Origin of the sequence: Sphingopyxis sp. (assembly GCF_035998905.1) — a bacterium.
Lineage (GTDB): Bacteria > Pseudomonadota > Alphaproteobacteria > Sphingomonadales > Sphingomonadaceae > Sphingopyxis.
Map to the genome: position 1 here is coordinate 79,200 of NZ_DASYHG010000015.1, position 14,001 is coordinate 93,200.

At 66.9% G+C, this 14,001-nt stretch carries 16 protein-coding genes; 7 read left to right on the top strand and 9 right to left on the bottom strand.

Annotated features, from left to right (window positions below; genetic code table 11):
* Positions 1-127: 127 nt before the first annotated feature.
* The 6 genes from VGN62_RS05805 to crtY are packed head-to-tail and all read right to left on the bottom strand — an operon-like array spanning position 128 to position 5,378.
* Positions 128-643 (bottom strand): AAA family ATPase, encoded by a 516-nt coding sequence (locus tag VGN62_RS05805; RefSeq protein WP_327451753.1) that lies wholly within the window; start codon positions 641-643, stop codon positions 128-130.
* A complete protein-coding gene (gene pnuC, locus VGN62_RS05810) occupies positions 640-1,209 on the bottom strand; it encodes a nicotinamide riboside transporter PnuC (RefSeq protein WP_327451755.1) in 570 nt (189 codons plus the stop codon). The genes VGN62_RS05805 and pnuC overlap by 4 nt, the downstream gene beginning before the upstream one ends.
* Positions 1,206-2,165, bottom strand: coding sequence for a phytoene/squalene synthase family protein (locus VGN62_RS05815; protein ID WP_327451757.1), 960 nt, complete (start codon positions 2,163-2,165; stop codon positions 1,206-1,208). The genes pnuC and VGN62_RS05815 overlap by 4 nt, the downstream gene beginning before the upstream one ends.
* Positions 2,165-2,746: a TIGR00730 family Rossman fold protein gene (locus VGN62_RS05820; protein WP_327451759.1), complete on the bottom strand. Its 582-nt coding sequence runs from the start codon at positions 2,744-2,746 to the stop codon at positions 2,165-2,167. Before VGN62_RS05820 ends, VGN62_RS05815 begins: the two co-directional genes overlap by 1 nt.
* Positions 2,746-4,224 carry a phytoene desaturase gene (locus tag VGN62_RS05825; RefSeq protein WP_327451761.1) on the bottom strand — a complete coding sequence of 493 codons (1,479 nt, stop codon included), beginning with the start codon at positions 4,222-4,224 and terminating at the stop codon, positions 2,746-2,748. Before VGN62_RS05825 ends, VGN62_RS05820 begins: the two co-directional genes overlap by 1 nt.
* Positions 4,221-5,378, bottom strand: coding sequence for a lycopene beta-cyclase CrtY (gene crtY, locus VGN62_RS05830; protein WP_327451763.1), 1,158 nt, complete (start codon positions 5,376-5,378; stop codon positions 4,221-4,223). The genes VGN62_RS05825 and crtY overlap by 4 nt, the downstream gene beginning before the upstream one ends.
* A gap of 73 nt (positions 5,379-5,451) precedes the next feature.
* Between crtY and VGN62_RS05835 the strand changes: the two genes are divergently transcribed.
* Positions 5,452-6,210 carry a sterol desaturase family protein gene (locus VGN62_RS05835; protein ID WP_327451765.1) on the top strand — a complete coding sequence of 253 codons (759 nt, stop codon included), beginning with the start codon at positions 5,452-5,454 and terminating at the stop codon, positions 6,208-6,210.
* Positions 6,167-6,565, top strand: coding sequence for a DUF2141 domain-containing protein (locus VGN62_RS05840; RefSeq protein ID WP_327451767.1), 399 nt, complete (start codon positions 6,167-6,169; stop codon positions 6,563-6,565). Before VGN62_RS05835 ends, VGN62_RS05840 begins: the two co-directional genes overlap by 44 nt.
* A gap of 7 nt (positions 6,566-6,572) precedes the next feature.
* On the opposite strand, the gene VGN62_RS05845 is transcribed toward VGN62_RS05840, so the two are convergent.
* Positions 6,573-7,325 (bottom strand): hypothetical protein, encoded by a 753-nt coding sequence (locus tag VGN62_RS05845; protein WP_327451769.1) that lies wholly within the window; start codon positions 7,323-7,325, stop codon positions 6,573-6,575.
* 113 nt (positions 7,326-7,438) lie between these two features.
* On the opposite strand from VGN62_RS05845, the gene lnt reads away from it, so the two are divergent.
* From lnt to trmB, 4 genes are all read left to right on the top strand, one after another.
* On the top strand, positions 7,439-9,034 hold the full coding sequence (gene lnt / locus VGN62_RS05850) for an apolipoprotein N-acyltransferase (protein ID WP_327451771.1): 1,596 nt from the start codon (positions 7,439-7,441) through the stop codon (positions 9,032-9,034).
* 50 nt (positions 9,035-9,084) lie between these two features.
* A complete protein-coding gene (metK, locus tag VGN62_RS05855; protein WP_327451773.1) occupies positions 9,085-10,311 on the top strand; it encodes a methionine adenosyltransferase in 1,227 nt (408 codons plus the stop codon).
* Between the two features lie 106 nt (positions 10,312-10,417).
* Positions 10,418-11,479 (top strand): hypothetical protein, encoded by a 1,062-nt coding sequence (locus VGN62_RS05860; protein ID WP_327451775.1) that lies wholly within the window; start codon positions 10,418-10,420, stop codon positions 11,477-11,479.
* A gap of 92 nt (positions 11,480-11,571) precedes the next feature.
* The gene (trmB, locus tag VGN62_RS05865; RefSeq protein ID WP_327451777.1) at positions 11,572-12,285 is read left to right on the top strand and encodes a tRNA (guanine(46)-N(7))-methyltransferase TrmB; all 714 of its coding nucleotides are present in this window, start codon (positions 11,572-11,574) and stop codon (positions 12,283-12,285) included.
* Here trmB and VGN62_RS05870 read toward each other — a convergent pair.
* Together VGN62_RS05870 and VGN62_RS05875 are read right to left on the bottom strand one after the other, a co-directional pair.
* Positions 12,282-12,443, bottom strand: coding sequence for a hypothetical protein (locus tag VGN62_RS05870; protein WP_327451779.1), 162 nt, complete (start codon positions 12,441-12,443; stop codon positions 12,282-12,284). The two genes, trmB and VGN62_RS05870, sit on opposite strands and share 4 nt — an antisense overlap.
* 117 nt (positions 12,444-12,560) lie before the next feature.
* Positions 12,561-12,896, bottom strand: coding sequence for a hypothetical protein (locus tag VGN62_RS05875; RefSeq protein WP_327451781.1), 336 nt, complete (start codon positions 12,894-12,896; stop codon positions 12,561-12,563).
* Between the two features lie 84 nt (positions 12,897-12,980).
* On the opposite strand from VGN62_RS05875, the gene VGN62_RS05880 reads away from it, so the two are divergent.
* Positions 12,981-13,907, top strand: coding sequence for a LysR family transcriptional regulator (locus VGN62_RS05880; RefSeq protein ID WP_327451783.1), 927 nt, complete (start codon positions 12,981-12,983; stop codon positions 13,905-13,907).
* Positions 13,908-14,001 lie beyond the last annotated feature (94 nt).

Sequence of the window (14,001 nt, forward strand, 5' to 3'; positions counted from 1 at the left end):
TTGCGATCAGCCCACCCCGCTGCGGCTAACGAACAAGTTCGCAAGCCTCGCTGCCCCTCCCGCTTGCGGGAGGGGAGAAGAACGGTCGCCACCCCAAAGCCGACACTTTCCCCATCCACAAATTCGGTCAGGGCAACTCCGCCGCGATCGCGGCTAGCGCGCTCTGGAGCCGCGCATCGCCTTCGCCCCCAACCCACGCCCATTTGAGTTTGCGCCGGTCGAGTTCGCCGATCGCGACCGCCATGAACTGCATCCGTGCGAGTTCGCTACCGAACAGACGGGTGCCGTCCTCCTGCCAGGGCAGGTCCATCGCGGGGACGAGATACAGGTCGGCGACCTCGTGCCACTGATCGATCTCGGGCAGGCGGCGGCCGAGCAGCATGATCGCCCACGCCTGTGTCATCAGCGGGTCGGTGTCCGAAACCAGCCAGTCGGGCCGTTGTGCGAGCGCGGTCCGCGTTGCTGCGCGGTGGCCGTCGAAGATCGCGAGCAGGTCGACCTCGTCGAGGTCGGTGCCGTTCGCTTCGGCATAGGTGCGACCATATTCGGGTACGACAAGCCCGCCGAGCCGGAGCGCGATCCGCGGCGCTAGCGTCGACTTGCCGGTGCTTTCGGCGCCGTGGAGACAGATATGCCGCGTCATAGCGCCACCCTGCCCGTCGCGGCGGCGCGGCGCCACTGGATCAGTCCGTCGATCGAGAGGCCCAGCAGAACGACATAGACCGCGCTGGTCGCATAAAGGCCGCGCGACGCGAACAGCGGGATCGCGATCAGGTCGACGAGGATCCACAGCAACCAGCTTTCGACCCGGCGGCGCGCGAGCAGCCATTGCGCGGTGACGCTGAGCATCGCGATCGCACCGTCGATCCACGGCGCCGCGGCGTCGGTATAACGGTCCATTGCAAAGCTCCAGCACGCCCAGGCGGCGATCGTCGCCGACGCCCAGCCGCGGCGCGCGCGGTCGGTCATCCAGCGCACCGGAACCCCGCTATCGTCGCGCGCGCGCATCCATGCGGCCCAGCCATAGAGGTTGAGCGCGAAGAAAAAGCCCTGGAGCAGCATGTCGCTGTAGAGCTTCGCTTCGAAGAAGACGAAGGCGTAAAGCGTCACCGCGACGAGCGCGAAGGGATAGTTCCACACGCTGCGCAGCGCGACGAGCGCGACGTTGGTGAGCACGAACGCCGCGGCGATCCACTCGATATAGCTCATGCGCTGGCCCGCCCGCGCGGACGCGTCCAGAGGCCCTCGCGGCTGATCCGCCGTTGCGGCGGGCGGCGGAGCACCGACCAGCCCGCACGCGCGACCCAGCCAAGCTTGGCGCCCAGGGAACTCGACGCCCTGTGGTCCCACGCATGGTCGCCCCGCGCGCGCACCTCGCGCGCGATATCGCCGTAGATGCCCGCGGCGGCGAGCACCGCCCAGCGGCTGCGCGGGGGCAGCTTGCGCGCGCCCCAGCGCGCCGACGCTTCATATTCCTCCGCCATTTCGGCGAGCCATTTCGCCATCACGGCGAGGCGCGGACGGAAGGCGGGGTGCATATGCTGCCCTGGCGGGATATCAAGTTCGACCATCCATTCGACGGGCAGGTAGCAACGGTCGGCGGCGGCGTCCTCGGCAACGTCGCGTGCGATATTCGCGAGCTGGAAAGCGATGCCGAGATCGGAGGCGCGGTCGAGTGTCGTTTCGTCGGCGGGATCGATGCCCATCACGAGCGCCATCGCCACCCCGACCGCGCCCGCGACATGATAGGAATAGCGCAGCAGATCGTCCTCGCTGCGCGGGCGCCAGTCCTTCGCGTCGAGTTCGAAACCCGCGATGATGTCGTCGATCACCGCGCGCGGGATCGCGACCTCGGTGAGCAGGAAACCCAGCGCGTCGAACGCCGGCTCGCCGGTTGGTTCGCCGGCAAAGGCCCGGCCGGTCTGCGCCCGGATATGCGCGACCGCCGCGACCGGATCATGACCCGGCGTCATCGCGCCGCCATGATCCTGCCCGTCGGTCAGGTCGTCGGCGGCGCGGCACCAGGCGTAGAGCAACCAGACGCGTTCGCGCGTTTCGCGATCGAAAAGCTGGCTCGCCAGCGCGAAGCTTTTCGATCCGCGCGCGATGCTGTCGTGCGCGAAACCGTGGAGGGCATGTGCGTCATAGGCCCCCGCCGCGATCATTACAGATTTTCGGCCTTCATCGCGAAGATCGTCTTGTGCGGCTCGTATGAGGCCATCTTGTCGAGCAGGTCGTCGAGCCCCGCATCGACGATCATGATCCCGGCGTGCGCGGGCCGGATGAAGCCGACCTCGACCATATGGCGGTTGAACGCGATCAGGTCGTTATAGAAGCCCGCGGCGTTGAGCAGCCCGACCGGCTTGGCATGATAGCCGAGCTGCGCCCAGCTGATCGCTTCCCACAACTCGTCCATCGTACCGACGCCGCCAGGGATGGTCAGGAAGCCATCGGAGAGGTCGGTGAACATCTTCTTGCGCTCGTGCATCCCCGAAACGACGTGCAGCTCGGTGCAGCCGCGGTGCGCGACTTCGGCGCCGACGAGCGCGTCGGGGATGATGCCGATCACCTCGCCGCCGGCTTCCAATGCGCTGTCGGCGACCGCGCCCATCAGGCCGAGGCGGCCGCCGCCATAGACGACGCCGATGCCGCGCGCGGCCAAGGTGCGGCCGACGTGGCGCGCGGTTTCGACATAGATCGGATCTTCGGGGGTCGCGGACCCGCAATAGACGGCAAGGCGTTTCATCATTTTTCCAACATCAGACTGGCGGTCGCCTTGGCACTGCCGACGACCCCCGGGATACCCGCGCCCGGATGCGTCCCCGCGCCGACGAAGTAAAGGTTGGAAATCACATCGTCGCGGTTGTGCGCGCGGAACCAGGCGCTTTGCCAGAGGACCGGCTCGAGGCTGAACGCGCTGCCGAGATGCGCCGACAGGTCGCGGCCGAAATCGGCGGGCGTATAGTGAAAGCGGGTCACGAGATTGGCGCGGAGCCCCGGCGCCACGCGGCGTTCGACTTCCTCGATGATCGCATCGGCGAACTGCTGCCCGAACGCGCCGTCCCAGTCCGCCTGCGCCTTGCCGAGATGCGCGACAGGGGCGAGCGCATAGAAGGTCGAATGGCCCGGCGGCGCGATGCCGGGATCGGTGACGCTGGGGTGGTGGAGGTAGAGCGAGAAATCGCCCGGCACGACGCCGTTCCTGTAGATATCGTCGAGCAGCCCCTTGTAACGCGGGCCGAACAGGATGCTGTGGTGCGCGACATCGGGATAGGTGCCCTTGACCCCGAAATGGACGACGAACAAAGAGGGCGACCAGCGTTTGCGCGACAGGCTCTGCGCGGCCTTCGCCCCCCTCGGATGCCCCGCCAGCAAATCGCGGTAGCTGTGCATCAGGTCGCTGTTGCACGCGACCATTTCGGCATCTCCGCACCAGCCGCTGCGCGTCGTCACCCCCGTCGCCCGGTCGGCGGTGGTTTCGATGCGCGTCACGGGATCGTCGAGCCGCAGCGTGCCTCCCAGCCGCTCGAACAACCGCACCATGCCCGACACCAGCGCATTGGTGCCGCCGCGCGCGAACCAGACACCGCCCTGTTTTTCGATCGTGTGAATCAACGCGTAGATCGCGCTCGTCGTCATCGGATTGCCGCCGACGAGCAGGGTGTGGAACGACAAGGCTTGCCGCAGTCGTTCGTCCTCCACATAGGACGACACGATCGAATAGACGCTGCGCCACGCCTGATATTTCATCAGCGCCGGCGCCGCCCTGATCATCGACGCGAAGTCGAGGAAGGCGACCGCACCAAGCTTCACATAGCCCTGTTCATGGACGCCCTTCGAATACGCGAGGAAACGGTCGTAGCCCTCCACATCCGCCGGGTGGAGCTTCGCGATTTCGGCGCGGAGCGCGGCTTCGTCGTTCGAATAATCGAAGCTGGTGCCGTCGGGCCAGTTAAGACGATAGAAGGGCATGACCGGCGCCAGATCGACGTCCGCGGCCATGTCCTGCCCGGTCAACGCCCACAATTCCTGCAGGCACGGGGGATCGGTGATGACGGTCGGCCCCGCGTCGAAGGTGAAACCGTCCTTCACCCAATGATAGGCGCGCCCGCCCGGCCCGTCGCGTGCTTCGACGATCGTCGTGGCGACCCCCGCCGACTGCAGCCGGATCGCGAGCGCAAGCCCGCCGAACCCCGCGCCGACGACGATCGCGCGGCGCGTCATCGCCAGTCGCGTTTCGCCAGCGCGGCGATCGCCCGGCCGATCGGCACCGGCGGCTTGCCCGAAAGGATGCGCAGCTTGTCGGCGGTGGTCAAGCGGCCGGCATAGAAGCGCGCGATCAGGCGCGGCGACAGGCGGTAGAAGCGCTCGAAGATCCGATATCGCGCATCGGGTTCGGCGGCGCGGAACAGCATCGCGCCGAGCATCCGGTAGAAGCGCTGGCGCCGCCAGGAGACCCGGGCGAGGTCGCGCAGCACCTCGGCGAAATCGCTGCGGTCGACGAGCGACGGCAGCGCCGCGGCGGTTCGCACCGCGTCGGGCAGCGAGTAGCCGGTGGTGGCGTGAAACATCCCGGCGCGCGCGCCGATCCGCGCTGTCCGGTCGGATGCCGGCCACAGCCGGTCGAAATCGCCCGCGATCACCACCGGCAGCACGCCGCTTTCCTCACGCGTCGTCGCGGCGATGTCCCAGCCCTGCGCGGCAGCATAGGCCGCGATGCGCTCGCGGATAAGGGAGACTTCGAGGTCGGGATCGTCGCTATAATAGGTATCCTCGACGAACAGCGTCTCGGCATCGAAAGGCAGCAGATAAACGAAGCGATAGCCGTCCTTCTGCTCGACCGTCGCGTCCATCACGACCGGATGGTCGACGCCGTGCCCGCCGGTCACGGTCAGCGCCTGCCCGACGAACTTCTGCCAGCCGCAGTCGAGCGTCGGGAATTTGCCCGCGCCGCGCGCATCGATGACGCGCTTCGCCGAAAGCCGCCCGCCGCGCGAGAGCAGCAGATGGTCGGGCGCGACATGCTTCGCCTTGTCGGCGATGACATGGCCTTCGGGCAGCGCCGCCGCGACCGCCTCAGCCAGCGCCTCGCCGGTGATGCTCTTGTAGCCCATCCGCATGGTGCGCCGGTGCGCGGGGAAGGTCACGTCGTAGCGCGGCCAGTGATAGCGCACGAGCGGCGCGACGAGCCAGCGATCCTTCTTCGCGATGTCGCTGTCGAAGAAGGACCAGACATGGTTGCCGCCGACCGGCCCCGGTTCGACCAGCCGGACGTCGAGGTCGGGCCGCTGCCGCGCCAGCGCGAGCGCCGCCAGCCCGCCGGCAAGCCCGCCGCCGACGATCGCGATATCGCATTTATCGATGCTTTGCCCCGCCATCCCCCTGCCCTAGCCCGCCTGCCGCCCCGGCGAAAGCCATTGCAACACCGCGCCGAGCGACTAGCCTTGCGCGATGACCGGCTGGGCGATCCTGTTCTCCGCGCTTGCGATGACCGCGATCGTCGGGGTGCGCTACCTGATCACCAGCGGCGCCTTCGCCTTTGCAACGCGGCTGAAGCATCCCGGCCTCTATCGCGGGCTCGAACGCCAGATGAAGCGCGAGATCGGCTGGAGCCTTGCGAGCGCCGCGATCTACGGCATCCCCGCCGGCATCGTCGCATGGGGATGGCAGGCGCACGGCTGGACGCGTATCTACACCGACTGGGACGCCTTTCCGCTCTGGTATTTGCCGGTCAGCCTTTTCGCTTACCTTCTCCTCCACGACACATGGTTCTACTGGACGCACCGCTGGATGCACCGTCCGCGCCTGTTCCGCGTCGCGCACAGCGTCCATCACGAGAGCCGGCCGCCGACAGCATGGGCGGCGATGAGTTTCCATCCGCTGGAAGCGGTCACCGGCGCGGTCGTCATCCCGGCGCTCGTCTTCTTCATTCCGATCCATGTCGCCATGCTCGGTCTCGTGCTCGCGATCATGACCCTCATGGGCGTCGGCAATCATATGGGGTGGGAGATGTTTCCGCGCGCGCTGGTGCATGGACCCGCGGGGCGATGGCTGATAACCGCGACGCATCACGAGCAGCATCACGCCGCTTACCGGGGGAATTATGGGCTCTATTTCCGCTTCTGGGACATGGCGTGCGGCACGGATATCGGGCTCGGCGATTTTGTTGCTGCTCACCGCCGCCGCGAGCGCACCGCCACCGACGGTTGACGTCAGCATCACCGGGCTGCGCAACACGAAGGGGCAGCTGCTGGTGTGCCTGACGACCAACCCCAAGGCCTTCCCCGATTGCAGCAAGGACACGGGATCGGTTCGCATGGCGGTGAAGGCGGCCGATGCCGGAGATTTCGCCGTCCGCGCCCCCGCAACGGGCACCTATGCGATCGCGGTCGTCCACGACGAGAATAGCAACAACAAGATGGATACGGCGATCTTCCTGCCCAAGGAAGGCTTCGGCTTTTCGCGCAACCCGACGATCACCGTCGGCCCGCCGAGCTTCAAATCGGCGAGCTTTGTGGTCACGGGCGACATGCGCCAGTCGATCAGGATGAAATATATGCTCTGATCGCGGCCTAGCCGCCCGCCATCGCGAAACAGGCCGCGCGCCGCGGCTCGGTAATCGCTTTGGGCAGTGCGTCGAAGGCTTCGGGATCGAACCGCACGACTTCGTCGTTCAGTTCCATATCGGCCGTTTCACCCGTACCGCGATCGGCATAGTGACGCTTTTCGAGGCGCGCGCGGATCGCCTCGATCCGGCGTTGCTCCGGGCTGGCGAGTTCGGCGCGGTCGGCGAGGACATTGACGATCGCATAGCATTGCGCGGCGTTCGGCCCGGCGACCGGGGTCAGTGCCCGCGCTGCGCCACCCGAAAGATCGATGCTGTCGAACAGCGCGCGGCAGCGGCCGAGGTCCTGCGCCATCGCGGCCGAGCGCTGCGCCTCGCTGCGCTCCTGATTTTGCCAGGACATGGCTTCGAAATCGGCGTTGTAGATCGCGGTCACCCCCGCTTCGCTATAGCCATTCTCGACCATGATCGCCTCGGTCAGCCGCGCCGCCAGCATATCGGCTTTCGCGGTGGTCAGGCCCAGGCTGTCCTTGCGAAGGCCGCCACCAACATCTTCCAGCACCTGGTCCGCGAGCGTCACACAGCGCACCTCGCGGCGACGCGCCTCGGGCAAGGCGTCGAGCCAGCCCGGCGCCTGCATCGCATAGCCTGCGGTTTCGAAATCCTCGCCGGCCACCGCCGCCTCGGCGGCGTCGGCCGCCGGATCCTTCACCATATCCGAATAGCTGCCCGCGAGCAGCATCGCTATCGCCCACCACATACGCGTCTCCCGCCCATGTCCTGCCCTGCGCGACCGGCGCGGAAGTTGGCCAATGGTGCAGGATTTGGCAAGCGCCATTGTCGCCATCGCGGCGCGCGGCTAAAGCAGCGCGCGTGACCGCGACCTCTTCCCGCATCGCCGCTTTCGCCGACCGCTGGCCAAAGCTTCTATCCCTGTTGCTCGGCGCCGTTTCGGCGACGGGTTTTGCGCCGCTTCACCTCTGGCCGCTGACCCTCATCGCCTTTGGCGGGTGGATGACGCTCGTGGCACGGAGCCCGCGCGGCTGGCGCGCCTTCGGGCTCGGCTGGTCGTTCGGCGTCGGCCATTTTGTCGTCGGGCTGGGCTGGATCGCGACCGCTTTCACCTACCAGGCCGCAATGCCCGCGTGGCTCGGGTGGATCGCGGTCGTCTTGCTGTCGCTCTATCTCGCGGTCTATCCCGCGCTCGCGGCGTGGGGTGCCTGGCTGGTCGGCCGGACCGCACGGCCCACCGCGCCCGCAACGACATTGTCCTTCCTGCTCGCTTTCGCCGCGCTGTGGACGCTCACCGAATGGCTGCGGAGCTGGGTGTTCACCGGCTTTGCATGGAATCCGCTGGGGGTGATCGCGGTGCCCCATGTTGCGGCGCCCGCGCGATGGATCGGCACCTATGGCATGAGCGGCCTGATCGTCCTGCTTGCCGCCACTCTCCTGCTCGCGTGGCTCCGCCGCCCCAAGGCCGCGGCCGGGCTGTTCGCCTCGGTGCTGTTGCTGTGGGGTGCGGCAACGCTGGCACAGATGGCGAGCAGCGCCGACGCCGCGGTCCGCTCGAAGGGCGCGCGCGGGGTCCCGATCACCGTCGTCCAGCCCAATGTCGGCCAGCAGGACAAGTGGGAGGGCAGCAAGGCCGACGCCAATTTCGCCAAGCTCGCGCGGCTGACCGCGCCGAAGGACGCCACCCCGCGCCTGATCCTGTGGCCCGAGGCGGCGGTGCCCGACTATCTCGAAGCCGGTTATCCGACACCCTATTACGACCGCACACCCGCCGAAGCGCGCGCGCGGCTGGTCCGGCTGATGAACCCGAACGACCTGATGCTGCTCGGCGCGCTCAAGCTCGAACTCGACAAGGCCGGCGACGTCGTCGGCGCGCGCAACGCGGTGATGACGGTGCACGCCGACGGAACGCTCGGCCCGCGCTACGACAAGGCGCATCTCGTCCCCTATGGCGAATATCTGCCGATGCGGCCGATCCTGTCGGCGATCGGCCTGTCGCGCCTCGCCCCCGGCGACATCGATTTCTGGCCCGGTCCGGGCCCGCATACGCTCGACCTTGGCGCCTTCGGGCGGGCGGGACTGCAGATCTGTTACGAAATCATCTTTTCGGGACAGGTCGTCGACCGCGCCCACCGCCCCGATTTCATCTTCAACCCGTCGAACGACGCCTGGTTCGGCGCATGGGGGCCGCCGCAGCATCTGGCGCAGGCGCGGCTGCGCGCGATCGAGGAAGGCCTGCCCGTCGTGCGCGCGACCCCGACGGGGATCAGTGCGGTGATCGGCGCCGATGGCCGGCTGCTCGAATCGCTGCCCATGCACGCTGCGGGACGCATCGACACGCGGCTACCCCCCGCCCATGCCCCCACCCTCTTCGCCCGGTTTGGCAATATGCTGCCCGTCGGGTTTGCGTTGCTCCTGTTCGCGCTGGCCATTGCCTTTCGTCGGCGCGGGCGTTAACAGCACACCGACATAAAGCTTCCTTTATATCCGTTCACAGAAGGCTCTCCATGCGCAACAGCTTCCTCTTCACCTCCGAAAGCGTGTCCGAAGGACATCCCGACAAGGTGGCCGACCAGATCAGCGATTCGATCGTCGACCTGTTCCTGTCGAAGGACCCCGAAGCCCGCGTCGCATGCGAAACGCTCACCACGACCCAGCTCGTCGTCCTTGCCGGCGAAATCCGCTGCAAGGGCGTGTTCGAAAATGATGAATGGGCACCGGGCGCACTCGAAGAGATCGAAGCCACCGTGCGCAAGACGGTGCGCGAAATCGGTTACGAGCAGGACGGCTTCCACTGGGAAAGCTTCCGCTTCGAAAATAACCTCCACGCCCAGTCGGCGCATATCGCGCAGGGTGTCGACGAAAGCGGCGACAAGGACGAAGGCGCCGGCGACCAGGGGATCATGTTCGGCTATGCGTCGGACGAGACCCCCGACCTGATGCCCGCGACGCTCGATTACAGCCACAAGATCCTCGAGCGCATGGCCGCCGACCGCAAGGCGGGCACCGCGCCCTTCCTTGAGCCCGACACCAAGAGCCAGGTCACGCTGCGCTATGCCAACGAGCGCCCGGTCGAGGCGACCGCGATCGTCGTGTCGACCCAGCATGCGCCGGGCTATTATTTCCACAACGGCGAAGGCGACGAAGCGAAATATACCGAGCTGCGCAAATATGTGCTCGGCGTGATCGCCGACGTGCTGCCGGCCGAGCTGCTCACCGCGAACACCGTCTATCACATCAACCCGACCGGTCGTTTCGAGATCGGCGGCCCCGATGGCGACGCCGGCCTTACCGGCCGCAAGATCATCGTCGACACCTATGGCGGCGCCAGCCCGCACGGCGGCGGCGCGTTCAGCGGCAAGGACCCGACGAAGGTTGATCGCTCGGCTGCCTATATCACGCGCTATCTGGCGAAGAATATCGTCGCGGCGGGCCTCGCGCGCCGTTGCACGATCCAGCTGAGCTATGCGATCGGCGTCGCCGAACCGCTGTCGATCTATGTCGACCTGCACGGCACGGCAGCCGAGGGTGTCACCGAGGCGGCGATCGAACAGGCGATCCCGCAGCTCGTGCGCCTGACCCCCAAGGGCATCCGCACCCACCTCGGCCTCAACAAGCCGATCTACAAGCAGACCGCGGCCTATGGCCATTTCGGCCGCACCGCGACGGGCGAAGCCTTCCCGTGGGAACGCACCGACCTCGTCGACAAGCTGAAGGCCGCGATCGCCGCCTGAGGCACCAACCGGCGCTTGCCAACACCGCCCCGATCTGACAGCCTCGGCTGCGGATCGGGGGATATCGCACATGGCAAGTCATTGGTTGAAGGCCCTTTTGGGGGCCATGGCAGCGGTAATGGTTGCCGGCACGCCGGCAGCGGCGCAACAGCCGCTCCCGCTCAAAGCGGGCAAGGCCTGGAAACACAAGCATAGCGGTATCAGCATCCCCGCGACGCTCGGTGGCGCGCCGCGCGACCGCGGCATGGCTTATGCCGCCGACGACCTCGACGTCGGCCTCTCCTATACCGTCGGCAACGCCGCCGAATCGCTCACCTTCTACATCTTTCGCAACACGAACGGCGCGGTTCCGGTGTGGTTTGCGCAGGCGCAATGGGGGATCGAGAACCGCAATACATTTGGCCGTCCGGCAATTGCCGTGGGGCCGCAGGCTTTCGTCCCGCCGGGGCAATCGAGCGCGTCGGGGCTGAAGGCCGTCTATGAACCGAAAAGCGGCCCCTATCGCAGTTCGGGGGTGATGATGCTTCCGGTCGGGGGCTGGTATGTGAAGCTGCGCGCCTCGTCGCAGACCCGCTCTCCCGCCGAACTGTCGCAGTGGATGGACGCCGCGCTGGCCGAGGTCCAATGGCCGCGAAAAATCCCGGCAGCGCCCGACGCGGCGCCGGTGACCGATTGCCCCGCCCCGCTCGCTTTTCCGGTAGCCGCAAAGGATGCGCCGAAAAACGGCGGCGCCGACCTGATGTCGGGCCTGCTCGGCATGGCGACGGCACAAAGCAAGACCAAGGCCAAACCCACGCCCGAATCGGCAAAAGCGCTCGCCGCGGTGCGCTGGTGCCGCGATCCCGATATCGGCGGCAACGCGGCCCTCTATCGTCAGAACGCCGACACCGAAAATTACCTGCTTGCGATGGGGGACAATGGCAACGGCATCTGGGTCGGTCCCGATCCGGGTGCCAAGGTCATAGCGATGGCCGACAAGGAGGCTCCGGCGACGCCGCGCTATTCGATCACCCTCATCACCGCGGCGCAGAACGTCGGCTTCGTCGCGCAGGACCAACTGCCCTCTCCGCAGCGGGTCATCGAGATCGTCAAGGCCAACCGCCGTGTCACCACGGTTCCGACCTGGGGCAACAGCAAGTCGATCAGCGTCAACAGCGACGCGCTTTGACCACGCGCCTCCTTTGCCACGTGCCGCCTTGCGGCCGAGCTTGACGACGCGCCGCCTTGCGGCGGCCGGGCCGCGGCGCTAACGCGCGCGGCATGACAGCGCACAAGCCCGGCGATCCCACGACGATCAACCGCCTCTATGGCCGCTCGAAGGGCAAGCCCCTGCGCGCGGGCCAGCAGGATCTCGTCGATACGTTGCTGCCGCAGATCGCGGTACCGCTCGACGGCGAGGTCACCGCGACGCGCCTCTTCGGCTACGACCGCCCGCTGCATTTCGAAATCGGTTTTGGCGGCGGCGAGCATATGGCGGGGCGCGCCGACATGTTGCCCGATCATGGCTTCATCGGCGCCGAACCCTTCATCAACGGCGTCGCGCAGGCGCTCGTCCATGTCGCGGGCGATCATGGCGCGAGCCTTCCGCTCGGCAATGTCCGCATCCACCATGGCGACGCGCTGGAAGTGCTGCGGCGCATTCCCGACGGCGCGCTCTCCTTCGCCTACCTGCTCCATCCCGACCCCTGGCCCAAGGCGCGCCATGCGAAGCGGCGGATGATGAACGACGGCCCGCTCGACCTGATCGCGGCAAAGCTGAAACCCGGCGGCGAGTTCCGCTTCGGCACCGACCACCCCATCTATCTGGCCCACGCCCTGATGGTGATGCGCCGCCACCGCCATCAGTTTGAATGGCTGGCGAAGGATGCGCAGGATTTCCTCGTCCGTCCCGCCGGCTGGCCCGAAACGCGCTACGAAGCCAAGGCGCGCGCGCAGGGGCACGAGGTCTGGTATTTCCGTTACCGGCGGCGCTAATCCGTTTCGGCCTCGCGTTTCGCGGCGCGCTCTTTCCGCAGCCGGTTTTCGCGCATCGCCAGCTCTTCGTACCGGCAAAGCGGCGCCGCGGCCTTCGCGGCCGGGCGATCGGAAGGCGTTTCGCGGCGGGGCGGTTTGCCGGACATGTCGCGGATCATCCTAACCCACACCCGGCGCACAAACAAATGGGGCGGCCTCTTTGCGAGTGCCGCCCCAGTTTGGTGGATCCGTCGGGGAGAGGGAGAGGACGGTCCGGAGATTGGTGTCAGTCTGTCTTAGCGCGACGCCATCTGGCTGTCGGTTTCGACTTCGGCGACGCCGGCGATCTTCAGCGCGGCGCGGAACTGCTTGGCAGCGGCGCGTTCGTTGCCCGCTTCGCACAGCTTCTTGCCGGTCGAAACAAAGCGCTTGGCGCTCGACTGCTTGCCGGCTTCGGCGCCGTTCGCGGCGACATGCGCCTGCTCGGCGAGACCCGCGCAGCGATAGTCGCTACCCGACTGGGCATAAGCGGGGCTCGCGGTCGCCATCAGGCCGGTGAAGGCGAGCGCCGAGGCGGCGACGATGGCAAAAGCGGCAGGAAAACGGCGATAAGAGGAGAGCTGATAGGCCATGGGAGAGAGTTCCTTTCGTTTCTTTGTGCAACCTTTTTAGTCGCGGTTGCGCAGATAGATAATCCTCTATAATCTGCAAGTGCTTTGAAGCAGGATTTAACAATCCCTCATGGGGCGCTCGACGGGATCGAAGCCTTCCTGCGTGTCGCGGAAAGGCGGAGCTTTTCCGCCGCCGCCGCCGACCTCGGCGTCTCACCCTCGGCGATCAGCCAGACCGTCAAAGCCCTCGAAGCGCGCGTCGGCGCGCCGCTGTTCATGCGCACGACGCGCAGTGTCGGCCTGACGCAGGCGGGCGAAATGTTCCTCGAACGCGCGGCGCCCGCCTATACTGGGCTGGCCGATGCCTATGAAGCGGCGCGCAACCTCGGCAACCGCCCCGCCGGCCGCCTTCGCATCAACCTGATGCGCGGCGCGGTCCAGCCGCTGTTCGAACCGATCATCGCGGGCTTCTGCGAAACCTATCCCGACATCGAGCTCGAGATTTACGCCGACGACGCGCTCGCCGACCTCAGCGCCGGCGGGTTCGACGCCGGGGTACGGATGGGCGAATCGCTCGACGCCGATGTCATCGCGGTGCGTCTGACCGGCCCCTTCCGCTTCGTCGTCGCTGCCGCGCCTTCCTATCTCGACAAACATGGCCGCCCCGAAACCCCCGAAGATTTGCGCGACCACCGCTGCATCCGCTTTCGCCTTGCGACCGGCGCGCTGATGCCGTGGACGTTCGAGCGGGGGAACCGCGAGTTCGACGTCGGCGTCACCGGACCGGTGATCGTCAACGACTGGATCGCCGCGCTCGTCGCGATGCGGACCGGGGTTGCGCTGAGCATGATGGCCGAACCGATGGCCAAGGCAATGGTGGAGACAGGCGAGCTCGAGCTGGTGCTCACCGACTATGCCGCCGCGACGTCGGGCCTCTTCCTCTATTACCCCGGCCGCAAGCAGGTGATGCCGAAGCTGCGCGCGTTCATCGATTATGTGCGCGAATATCTGCCCGACGAAATTACCGGTTGATGGGGGTTCGAAGCGGTTCGATCAGGCGCAGAAACAAATCCCTTTGCCGCACGCAGAAAAATTGGGCTGGCGCCGTGCTGTGAATCCCGGCAGC